Here is a 10,865-nt window from a genome sequence, read left to right as displayed (position 1 = left end):
AGATAAGCCTTGTCTCCGATCAGGCGATTGGGGAAATCCATACCGAATGAGGCGTCCAACGTGTCCTGAACAAGCGTCACCTCGGCTGGACTGGCACTACACGTGTGAACCGCGAGCGGCGYGCCGCTCGCATCCACCATGATCATGATCTTGGTGCCTTTGCCTTTTTTGGTGGRGCCGACGTCCGCGCCCCCTTTTTTGCAGCGCTGAAGGTGCCGTCRATGAACGCTTCGCGCAGGTCGAGGAGCTGTTGCTCCTCGCAGAGTTCGTAGAGTGCCGCCAGAATGACCGGGAAGACCTGGCGTTCGTTCCAATCCTGGAAGCGGTCGTGACAGGTGGTCTTGGGTGGGTACTCCCCTTTCGGTAGAGCGTCCCACTGCGCTCCCGTACGCAGGACCCAGAGGATGCCATCCAAAACTTCACGGTCAGGCCGGCGTGGTCGACCACGTTTGGTGCGTTTGATGGAAGGGGGAATCAGAGGAGCCAGGACGGCCCACTGGTCATCGTTCAGCCGCATCACAAGAGTGTGCCGCCCGGCCGGGCGGCACACTGTCACTGAATTTCCGGATGATCTGTANAGAGGAGCCAGGACGGCCCACTGGTCATCGTTCAGCCGCATCACAAGAGTGTGCCGCCCGGCCGGGCGGCACACTGTCACTGAATTTCCGGATGATCTGTAGCCGATACTTACAGAGAATGGTGTAGGTCTGAATCGCCACAAGGCATTTAGCGGCCTTCCAGCGAATGGAGCAGCTCACCGCGAAGAGGAGTTGACGGTGAAGCGATCAGTCACCGAGAGATTTGACCCGCCAGTTATACGCTAAGATAGTAATCGCACCTGACAGCCTGTTACGCTGAGTGGTTACCATATCCTAAGTGGGGTGATTGATGAAAGCTGAGCTAAAAGGGATCGTTTCGACAGAATTCAGTTACCCATTTGAGCAATTTTATCCAGAAGATGAGCGAAGCTTTGGCATGACCGTCCAGTTACTAGTGGGCCCAAAAGGTGAAAACTCTTCCGAAATTTTCGACCTTCTTATATGCTCACCAGATTGGATAAAGACAGAGTATGCTCACCAAGGTTATACCTGGGGCACTAATATACTTATCCTTCTTGAATATGACTTCTTTCTCATAAAGGAGTGTATTGAGAGGTATATTTCGCTTTGTGCGGGTGAGAACTGGGCTGATTTAGCTTATCAGATTAGTAAAATAGGAGGATGGGAATTTGAGAACTATCGTCCTCTGATCGAGTAATCATACAAGAGGCCGATAATAAATAATTACTCACCACGAATTTTCGATCTCGTGGTGAGTAATTATTTAGGGTATTCGGAAATATTTAATTTGCAGGGAAGGGATACTTCTTCCAGAGCTCATAACTACTATTCTCAAAGTCTATCCTGACCCTGTCAAAGCCTTTATCATAGTCAGATCTAGAAGCATATATATCCAAAGTCTTTATATTAGTAGGAAGAGTGGCTCGAATAACTTTACCTTCGTGGAAGAAAGGTGTTAAAGGCCCACCATCCACCTTGTAACTTATAGTAGCTTCTTTCAGAAACTCAAGGTCAGAAGCTGTTTCGGGAAGACTGAAGGTTCCTAAATTTCCTGTATCCGCAAACAGAACGAGCCATGCGTTCCTGCTATATAGGACTTCTTTAGTGGAAGGATATTCATAAACATTTACACCTACCATAGGGAAAGAGACTCTATTCTTGATAGTAGCATTGGGAATACTAATCAGTTTATAGAATTGCCTCTTATCTGCAATAACTACAGAAGCGTAGCCTTCACCATCGGCAATAATCTTAACTCCACAATCTTCAAAATCTATAATGGTTCTTTCAAGTGAGTAACTTTCTCTTTTTGATAGATTGGGAGGGACTTCAAGAACGGTATAGCTTAGTCTCCCAAGTTGTCCAAGATTAATAGTGGAGCAATCTAAGGTTTGAGCAACAGCTGCCGTAGCAAGAGTTAAGAAGGCGAGTACAACCATTTTTATCATATTAAGATTTATTCCTAACCTTTTTTAGCTAGTAAAGCACATGTTGGGCTGCTTGGGAGCGAATCAAACCCTATCCGCGGTATTTCACTCAGCTTACTTACTGAGTTGTTTCCAGTAGGTCCCCGTCAGTCCACTGAGCAGGGGGCTATAGGAGGTGAGGTTGATGCCCTTCAACGCCTTGCAGGAGATCAGGAAGCCCGGTTCCTCGGGAATCAGGATGTAGGTGGCGAGGTCATGCGTCCGTGCGCCCACTTTGCGGTACAGCGCGGCCCGCTGCTGCGGATCGGTGAGCGTGCGTGCCTGCTCCAGCTAGGCGTCGACCTGCGCGTCCTTGAAGCCGGTCCGGGGGGCGTAGAAGCCCTGGCTGGAGAACAGCGCATAGAGGACGTTATCCGGATCGGCGTAATCCGAAATCCAGGACAACGTCAGCATGGAGGCCTTGCCACTCTTGCTGGCGGCCAGGAGATCGGACCAAGGCTGCGGCTGAATGTTGATGCGGAATTTCGGGTTCAAGGCCTCGATGGAGGCTTTGAGCAGTTCCATCGTGGTCTGACCCGAGGTCGAGCCGGCACGGTAGTTCACGCTCAGGACGAACCCGGTATTCCAGAGCTGCCCGCCGAAGGCTTTCTTGAAGGCCTCGATCGCCTTGGTCCGGTTGTACGGGTAGGTTGGAATCGTACGGTCATAGCCCAAAAAGGTGGAGGGCAACGCCATGGTCCGGGGGCGGCCCGTCCCGGAGGTGATCTCGCGGATGTAGCGGTCACGGTCGAAGGCGTAGTTGAAGGCCCGGCGCACGTTCAGGTCCGCGAAGAAGTTGGCGGGAATGCCTTTCCCGTCCAACTTGCCGCTGCCCAGCAGAACTGGATCTTGAATGTTCTCGTTCATGAGCATGACGGGGGTGCCCAGATCGGGAAGGTGATCCAGCACCTGAAGGTTGGGTTGGGCACGCAGCTGCGGCAGCATGGCGCGCAGGCCTGCTTCCGCGACGTCCGCGTCACACCGCTGCAGGCTGGCCAATCGAGCGGCTTCCTCGGGGATGATCTGCACGGCCACGTTTTTCAGGGGTGCTGGCCCACCCCAATACGGGTCGTGACGGGTCGCCAATACGGCCTGTGCCTTCTGCTGCACGAGGCGGTAGGCGCCCGTCCCACTCGGCTGACGGCTCAGGGCGCTGTCGGTGAGATCTTCGCCGATCCAGCGCTGCCAGGTGTTCCCGGTTCCGTCCCATTCGCCGAGCTTTACGGCGTGCTTGCGGTCCACGATGCTGGTGTTCTGGCTCGCGAGTTTGGCCAGCAGGGCTGGGTCAGGGCTGGGGAGGGTGAGGACGAGTTGGCCTGCGGCATTGCAGGCGACAGCGCGGCTGATCTTCGGCCAGGTGACACTGGGGTCGTCTTTGGCGTTGCTCTCGGTGCCCAGGAGCGCCTGTGAGATGAAGAAGGAGCCGCTGTCGGCATTGTTGGTGACCAGCAGGCGCCTGAGCGTATATTCCGCGTCTGCACAGGTCATCGTATTACCGCTGTGGAAGCGGACATTGCGCCGGAGGTCGAAGGTGTACTGTCGACCGTCTGGGCGGATGGTCCATTTCGTCGCGAGCAGGGGACGTAACGTGGTCTGGTCGCTGCCCCGGTAGGCCACGAGGGTCTCGTACAGGTTTTCCACGATGGCGAAACTCGGGACGTCGTACGCCTGGGCGGGGTCCAGGGTGGTGATATCGGCAGACTGCTGCAGCACCAGGGTGTCTTTTGGGGCGATTGCCGGGGCCGAAGAAGCGAACAGGGCTGTGGTGAGGGCGAGCAAAGTGGTGGTGTACGGACGCATGAACGCTCCTGGACATTGAGGGAAGGAACAGCCCTCAGGTCGAACAAAATATCAGGTGCTCGATAGGACAACAGTCTTGTCTTTTGGGCTGGAAGATTTCATAACTGAAGTCACGTCTTAAGAAAACCGCTCTTAATGATTCAAGAATTAAATTATCTTGGAATTCTACCATTACCTTCTATCAAGAGGACTAGCCAATCCTCAAAATTGTACCAGCAGTCTGTCTCTAGATGCCACTCCTCTGGATAAGAGTCGCTCGTGAATATTCCGAAGTTATTCGACTGCCGTCTGAGATCTATGGCAAGATAAGTATCTCGCCAGCTGTTCATTCCAATAACAACAAACTCTGTTATATTATCAATCAAATCAGGCGAAACGGCCTCATTATAGTCTATAATATCTCGTAACCTCATAAATTCCGTCACTTCTATAATAGTCCGTCCACCCCAATTTCTATTATCATATCTTGTGAATAATTCACAAGCACCCACATTGATTAAAAAATCAACATAAAAGTCAGGAAATACTATTCCTGTAGAGGTAGAATAGTTTACAATATCCTCTCTAGAATATTTTTCTGTACAATTGAATCTTAATAAATCTTCTTGTTTATGGTTTAAGTCAAGATTGATAAGATTTTGAATGATATTTCCTGGAATCTTACTAGCCATGTTATCTCCCCGATGGTTAAGGCAAGAAGGGCTCCACCTGAGTCCAGAGCACTTTGAAGATCAGTGACTCGACTACACCCAAACCGTACCGCTCACCGCTCTGTCCATAGGCGTTTAGCGCAGTTGAGGAAAGACCTCAGCGACTCGTGAGCACGTGTGCCCGCCAATGCCCGAGATCCCGACCGAGAAGCTCAGCCAGTTCCCCACGTTCTGGAGCAAACAAGGCGTCCAGGTGTTCGTGTACCTCTGGCAGCAGCGGCGGCAAGTGGGGGAGACTCAGAGATGACACGTTGTGTCGTACGGATTGATCCGGCAGCGCAGAGGGATCAACCTCCAGGAAGCTCAGGAGGTCTTGCATCACCCAGGCAGGGCGATGCAGCAGATCGTCGTGTAAGTAGATCCGCAGCTGCTCGGGGGCAAAGAGAGCCTGATAGCGCCGCAGTTGCCCGGCATACCGTCCCATGCGGACGTAGTGCCAGATGTGCTCCCAACCCGCCGTGATGCGCTCCTCTTCCAGGGCAAGGGCATCGGCGAAGCTCGTGGCTGGTTCACGACCATCGCGGATCAGGTGGGAGAACGCGGAGTACGCACGCGTCACCGGCTCCCGAAGGACCGCGATCAGCCGAACATCGGGCACGGCTGCCTTCAACCGGGCGGGGGTCTGTGCATCGTAGAGATACAGCGGCGAGGCCTCTCCGATGGCGCGTTCTTCCCGCACGTCGGCGAACTGGGCGGCATAGCCTTCGGGCGTCGTAATCGAGAACCGAGTGATGTAGTCCTGGTCCCCAGGGCCGCTGTAGTCCAGGGGATGACCAGCCAAAGCGAAGTAGTTCGTTTCTTTGGTGGGGGTCATGTAGATCTGAGGATGTTGTCGGAGGTAGTGATAGAGGGACGTGGTCCCTGCCTTCGCGGCGCCGATGATCATGAAATTGGGGTGGGTCATGTCGGGAATCAACTCCTGAGAGAAGCACAAGACGGAGAGCAAAGAGGGTGGGCGACGTGCAAAGACAAAGGAGTGGCTGGGTTGTTCCACCGTTCTCTCAGGGAAGCGTCTTGTTTGTTCAGCAGGCACCGCTTATAACTGATGCATGCCGTATGAAAAGCTGAGCGCCCAGATGGAGAACCTGACCAACCCGCAACGCAGCGATGCGTTCTATAAGCAGTTCCGGGATGCGGTGCGAGCCGGCGAGGTCGAAGCTGCGGACCTGCCCGAACGCTTTGAACTGCCCAAGGAATATCGGCGGCGGGGTGCGGATGAAACGTACACGCGGACCGTCAAGGAGATGGTCGTGAATGTCACGCCAGCGTATAAGAAATGGTTCGACGGCGTGAATGAAACGCTGAGCACGCCCACTCGGCGTGCAGCAGCGCCGAAGGTCAGCCTGGAAGCAGTGGAGGCCGGCGAGGTCGATTTCGCAGCCATGATGGAAGAGACGCGCCGCAAACTGCAGGCGAGTTTCGAGAAGGGGCAGACGTTGGGCAACTCGCGCAAGGGCGCTAAGCCAGCGCCGAAAGCACGGCGGACCACGAAGAAGTGAGCTGAAGACAAGAGAGGCGGCCTGAGTGGTCGCCTCTTCGTGTTTACACCGGGCTCCATCTGGGCCGCATGTCCTCGAAGGGACGGTCAAAAAGACCAGGTTGGGCGGAGGCGTCGAAGATCTGACTGAAATCCTCTGGCGCCAGGCCTTTGCGGAGCCGTGTCGCATAAGCCCCCACCAGGGCAGCGGTGTAATGCCGGACATCGTAGTCCCGTCCTTCTGCATTCGTGTCGAGTGGCGTCAGGCCAGATCCCTCGCGGTGGTAGAGGCTGATCCGCTCGCCGGCCTGCCAGGACCGTCCCAGGCTATGGAGGGCTTCATAGGTGGCTTCCCGGCGGCCGCCGCGCGTGGCGGCGTATTGCTCCGGCGACTTCGTCAGGCGCACCCGACTGGCCACGTCCGCATTGGTGCAGGTTCGCGCTTCGAGCGCGTGCCGAGCTTCGAGGAAGGCCTGACGTACTCCAGCCACGTTGCTGGAGAGCAGGCAGCGCAAGGCCTGCTGGAGGAAGGCCCGGCCATAGGCTTCCGTGCGGCTGGATTCGAACGCTGCGCCGCGCAGGTCCAGTCGATCGTCGTACCGGAGCAGGGCATAGTTCTTGATCTCGTGGCTGAGCATGGCCTGGGCGCGGCCATCAAACTCCAGGGTGACGCCGGCGGGCAGTGTGGCGTCCACGTCGGCGATCAGGCGGCGTTCGTCGGCCTCCGTCCAGGCCTCGGGCGTGGAGAAAAAAACGCCGTCGGTATCCGCCTCGATCAGGGTCATCCCGCGTGCGCGAAGGGCTTCGACGACCTGAGCGAGCACCTGCCGGCCACGCCGGGTGACCTGATCGGCGGCTGTGCGGTCCTGGAACAGCGCGAGGCGGCCAGCGCCCATGTACCCATAGCCGGAATTGACCAGGAGCTTCATGGCACTCTGCATAGCGTCGTGCTCCCCGGGCTCACCACGCCGTGCCGCGGCCTTGTGCTCCAGTCGCAGGGCGGTGAAATGGTCCATGAGGTGCAGGAAAACACCGAGCACATCGCTCTTTGGGCCGATGCGATCTGCGCGAATCAGGCTGGGGTACATGCTGGCAATGTCCGCCTTCACCACGCGGGAGAGCACGCCCTCGGCGTACAGATGAACAGCCCCACCTTGATGGGGTTCCTCCGCTCGCTCTGGCGTCCCTGGGAGTGCCCTGCCCGCCTGGAGGTAGGCGCGGACCATCATGGGTTCGAGCATGCCCGTGGCCGTGCCTGCGTAAGGCAACCGGTGATAGGGACGCGGCGCCATCTTGGCTAGGGCAAAGGACGGCGCCAGAACGCGCCGGGCGAGTGCTTCGACCTCTTCGACATCCTGGAGGGCGTACTTACGGACGGTCGCAGGGTGGGTGCGGTAGGTCTCGGCGATTTGAGCCCCTTCGATGTAGACCCGGTCTGGGGGCGCGATGCCGAACAGCTTGGACACGACCTTGAGACTGGCACTCGGGAGGTCGAGTCGTCTCACCGCGTCGATGGTGTCGACGATCTCGCGGCCAGCGCAGGCCCAATGGGGGGAGGAGCGGCCGTCCTGCACCTTCCACACCCCAGGGGGGCCCCCCGAGCGACCCAGGGAGGGGGTCAGGCCATGTCTCTGTGCGCGCCCGAGCAGGAAGGGCAGATCGAAGGCCATGAGGTTGTGGTTCTCGAGGATGTCCGGGTCGCGTTCCTGGATCAGGTTGAGCAAGGTCTGGATGAGTTCAGGTTCCTGGACGGCGCGGCGTGCCTCGAGGACACGCTCGAAGCCGCGGTTGTCGCGGACAGCGATCATGAAGATGCGGCCGGTCTCCGGGCTGAGACTCGTGGTCTCCAGATCGAACTGAAGGCGGTGGGGGTCGTCGAAGCCCATGCCCTTGAAGTACGTGCGGCCGGAGGCCATGGTGATGGGGCGGCCGAGACGGCGGGAGGCGCCCGCGAGGACCGCGCGGCGGAGGGCCTGGCCGTCGTGGGCAGTGAGGAGGTACCGCAGACTGCCTGGGTCTCCTGGCAGCTCGCGGACACTGAAGGGAGCCTGGGCATCGTCAGGGGCGAGTCGTGCGCCGAGATGCTCGACGTCGGCGAGATCGCGGGCATAGAGCCAGGAGCGAAAGCGCGTGCGTTCGAGCGTGACCTGCCCGTTCTCACGGCGCCAGATGAGGGCCTGGCCGGAGAGGTCGGCATGAACGGACACGATCCCTGGGGTGGGGTCGTGTCCGTTCAGCATCCGTTCAGCAGGGGATCGAAGAGAGTAGTCATGACGTCCTCGCCCCAGCATAGGGGGTGACTACTCCTGATCCTCCCCTTCCTTGCCGGCTTTGACGAAGAAGGTCTCGCTGGCGGGCTTGATGCTCAGGCCGGGCAGCTCAGCCACGGTGCCCTCAGAGACGAGGTAGGCCACGTCACCCTCGACTTTAATCAGGCGGTTGAGGGCCGTGAGGTTGATCTTGGGCTCGATCACCGTCGCGAGATCGCCCCCGGCGGCTTCGAGAGCCTGCAGGAGCGCGGCATCGTCCGTCGCGCCGACACGGGCGGCACTCTTGCGCAGGCCCACCGTCCCGGTCAGGAGCTTCAGGCTGCGTCCCTTGCCGAGGTTGGACCGGAGGACCTGTTCGGCCTGCGCGGCGTAGCGCCAGTCGAGGTGTTCTTCATTGCGCTCGATGTCGCGGAGCATGGCGTCGTACTGGGCCCTGAGGCGGACCTTGCGGCTCTGGAGATCAGCCTTCTTACCGACGAACCACTGGAGGCGGTCGAGGGTGTCGATCTGGAACTGCTGCTGGGGGGCACTCAGGCCTTCGGCGACCTCGTAGACCGTGAGGGCGGCGTAGAGCCCTTCGAACTCGGCGTGATCGGGGTGGCCGACCTGGCTGGCGCCGGCGTTCCAGAGCGCCTGGATGCGGGCCAGGGCGTCGGCGTAGGTGGTCGGATCAATGGGGGCAATCATGCGGCAGGGTTCCCGCCGGCGGCGGGGAGGGAGAGCGGTCGCCGGGTGGAGACGTGTGGGGCACTGGCACAGGGCGTCAGGGACATGAGGCAGCATGGCGTGTCCGGAGCGTGGCCACGTGCTGACATGAAAAAAGGCCCCACATGGGGACCCGAGGGAGAAAGACGTTAGCGGGTGGCGATGACGCAGCGGGGGAGCCCCCCAGCCGCCGTGAGCAGGGCAGGGACGTTCACGTTGGGATCGGCCTTGATGGCATCCGTGATGACCTGGTCGCTGCACGACTTGCCGTAGAGGGCGTTCATCTTGAGGGTGAGCGTATCGAGCGCCCCGCGGAGATCGGCGACCTTCGGCCCCTTGTTGACGCGCGGCAGACCCGCATTCTCGGCGCCGGTGATGACGCCGCGCTGGATCTGCTTGCTGGCTTCGATCTGCGCGCCCCACCAGCTGGTGGCGGCGGCCTCGGAGATGCCCAGGGGCGCGCCGGCCTTGATGCCGTTGGTAATGACGACGGCCTCGCGGGTCTTGTCCTCGATGGCGCTGCCCGTAGCGTACTTGTCGCGGCCGACGAGCGTGGAGATCGAGAGGCGGCAGGCGACGAGCTCGCCGAGCGTAGTGCCGGTACAGGTGGTGGGCAGCTTGAGGACCGTGGTGGGCGTAGCGGCGCTGGCCGTTCCGGCGAGGGCGGCGATCAGGATCAGGGTGGACGAGAAGAATTTACGCATGGTGTGACCTCGGGGAGTGGAATGAAGGTGAAGGGGGAAGGCGGACAGAAAAACGGACGACGACATGTGATTCACCAGCGAAGAAGGATTGAAGTTGGGAACTTCTGGACTGGGGTGTTCTGGCGCAACGCTCGTTCCGGTAGAGAGGGATGAAGTGCGTGGGAGGGAAGAGGCCTCCCTCTTCACATGGTGTGGGCGGTTCTGGTTGCACGTGCGGTTGCCGCAGCCTGCCAGAGGGTGGGTTGGACGTTTGCGCGGGCTTGACCGGCCTGGAGACGGGCGGCCAATCGTGTGGTGACGTGGGCTTGGTTGGCCTGGCGCTGGGCAGCGGTCGGATCGGCCCGGCGCTCGACAGCCTGGAACTCCTCTGTGGACAGTGATTTGCGCAGGGCGGTGCGCCAGAAGTCGCACGTGTTGACCGGGCGGCGCATAGAGCCGTAGCGCAAGCGCAGATGCCGGAGGCGCAGAAGGTCCTGGCGATAGGTCTCCGGGGCGGCAGCCTTCATCTCTCGCCTCAAGGCCTCGCCGACCACGCGGCAATGATCGTCATGCGCCGCAAAACGGTCCCACAACTCCTGTTGGAGCCGCAGCTGGTGGTCGGGGGCACGGTCACGCACGTGGCCTTGCTCGAGGAGTTGGGCTTCGAGGCCGGCACCCATGAAGAGCGGGAAGGCGGCGCGCTGTCGGGCGTTGAATTTCTTGGCGTTGTCGATAGAGGCCTGCTCGGGCGTCTTCCTAGGCCTGGGCATGGGTCGCACCATCGAGCCAGTGGAAGATCAGGCGGTCGCCCTCGGTATGCTGTAGCACGAACCCGCCCTCCAGGCGCTCCAGGCGTGTCCCACACGTGCGGGTGGGGAAGTTGAACCAACGCCACTCGCCATCAGGCTCCGTAAAGCGGACGGTCTTTGTCTGAATGCGCTCGACCGTCAGGATCACGGGGTCCTGGGCAACCGCCGGGCATGGGCCGCGTGGACGGTCACGGTGGATGCAGACGACCTGACGGCCCAGCTTCAGCTCGCGTCTGAACGCAGCCACGCGGAGCGGAGGACCGCTGAGTTTGCGGAGCTGGAGGGCGTGCTCAGTAGAGGACAACTTCAGTTTTCCCTGTTCTGAACAGCCTCAACAGGTTTGGGGATCGCCAAAAATGACGAAAGGCGGTCTTCTGGAGGTGTG

General features: G+C 59.3%; 12 protein-coding genes and 1 pseudogene. 2 read left to right on the top strand and 11 right to left on the bottom strand.

Translation table 11 applies throughout. The features are described 5' to 3' along the window. Positions 1–520, bottom strand: a pseudogene (locus ASF71_RS22945) (IS5 family transposase); the annotation flags it as partial. Positions 521–888: 368 nt separating this feature from the next. On the opposite strand from ASF71_RS22945, the gene ASF71_RS22940 reads away from it, so the two are divergent. Next, complete coding sequence (locus ASF71_RS22940; RefSeq protein WP_082506075.1) at positions 889–1,257, top strand: Imm8 family immunity protein; 369 nt, start codon at positions 889–891, stop codon at positions 1,255–1,257. A gap of 85 nt (positions 1,258–1,342) precedes the next feature. Here ASF71_RS22940 and ASF71_RS23935 read toward each other — a convergent pair whose 3' ends face one another. From ASF71_RS23935 to ASF71_RS15030, 5 genes are all read right to left on the bottom strand, one after another. Then, positions 1,343–1,999, bottom strand: coding sequence for a hypothetical protein (locus tag ASF71_RS23935; protein WP_156372857.1), 657 nt, complete (start codon positions 1,997–1,999; stop codon positions 1,343–1,345). Between the two features lie 102 nt (positions 2,000–2,101). Beyond that, entirely contained in the window at positions 2,102–2,260 is a 159-nt protein-coding gene (locus tag ASF71_RS25840; RefSeq protein WP_369815006.1) for a hypothetical protein, read from the bottom strand. Positions 2,261–2,317: 57 nt separating this feature from the next. Then, complete coding sequence (locus ASF71_RS15035) at positions 2,318–3,826, bottom strand: ABC transporter substrate-binding protein (RefSeq protein ID WP_369815005.1); 1,509 nt, start codon at positions 3,824–3,826, stop codon at positions 2,318–2,320. Between the two features lie 152 nt (positions 3,827–3,978). After that, on the bottom strand, positions 3,979–4,497 hold the full coding sequence (locus tag ASF71_RS23930) for an SMI1/KNR4 family protein (protein ID WP_156372856.1): 519 nt from the start codon (positions 4,495–4,497) through the stop codon (positions 3,979–3,981). Positions 4,498–4,633: 136 nt separating this feature from the next. Continuing rightward, positions 4,634–5,440, bottom strand: coding sequence for a sulfotransferase (locus ASF71_RS15030; protein ID WP_056301801.1), 807 nt, complete (start codon positions 5,438–5,440; stop codon positions 4,634–4,636). Between the two features lie 145 nt (positions 5,441–5,585). On the opposite strand from ASF71_RS15030, the gene ASF71_RS15025 reads away from it, so the two are divergent. Further along, positions 5,586–6,035, top strand: a complete 450-nt coding sequence (locus tag ASF71_RS15025; RefSeq protein ID WP_056301798.1) for a hypothetical protein — start codon at positions 5,586–5,588, stop codon at positions 6,033–6,035. 43 nt (positions 6,036–6,078) lie between these two features. Here ASF71_RS15025 and ASF71_RS15020 read toward each other — a convergent pair whose 3' ends face one another. The 5 genes from ASF71_RS15020 to ASF71_RS23925 all read right to left on the bottom strand — a co-directional run bounded on the left by ASF71_RS15020 (position 6,079) and on the right by ASF71_RS23925 (position 10,727). Then, a complete protein-coding gene (locus tag ASF71_RS15020) occupies positions 6,079–8,253 on the bottom strand; it encodes a 3'-5' exonuclease (RefSeq protein WP_235514514.1) in 2,175 nt (724 codons plus the stop codon). Positions 8,254–8,313: 60 nt separating this feature from the next. Beyond that, positions 8,314–8,970, bottom strand: coding sequence for a host-nuclease inhibitor Gam family protein (locus ASF71_RS15015; RefSeq protein ID WP_056301793.1), 657 nt, complete (start codon positions 8,968–8,970; stop codon positions 8,314–8,316). A gap of 167 nt (positions 8,971–9,137) precedes the next feature. Next, a complete protein-coding gene (locus ASF71_RS15010) occupies positions 9,138–9,692 on the bottom strand; it encodes a hypothetical protein (protein WP_056301791.1) in 555 nt (184 codons plus the stop codon). A gap of 182 nt (positions 9,693–9,874) precedes the next feature. Beyond that, positions 9,875–10,441 (bottom strand): hypothetical protein, encoded by a 567-nt coding sequence (locus ASF71_RS25255; protein WP_056301789.1) that lies wholly within the window; start codon positions 10,439–10,441, stop codon positions 9,875–9,877. Next, positions 10,428–10,727, bottom strand: a complete 300-nt coding sequence (locus tag ASF71_RS23925) for a hypothetical protein (RefSeq protein ID WP_156372854.1) — start codon at positions 10,725–10,727, stop codon at positions 10,428–10,430. Before ASF71_RS23925 ends, ASF71_RS25255 begins: the two co-directional genes overlap by 14 nt. Positions 10,728–10,865: the final 138 nt, after the last annotated feature.

Origin of the sequence: Deinococcus sp. Leaf326 (assembly GCF_001424185.1) — a bacterium.
Classification (GTDB): domain Bacteria; phylum Deinococcota; class Deinococci; order Deinococcales; family Deinococcaceae; genus Deinococcus.
The sequence above is the reverse complement of the archived record's forward strand: the minus strand, read 5'-3'. Positions and strand labels throughout refer to the sequence as shown.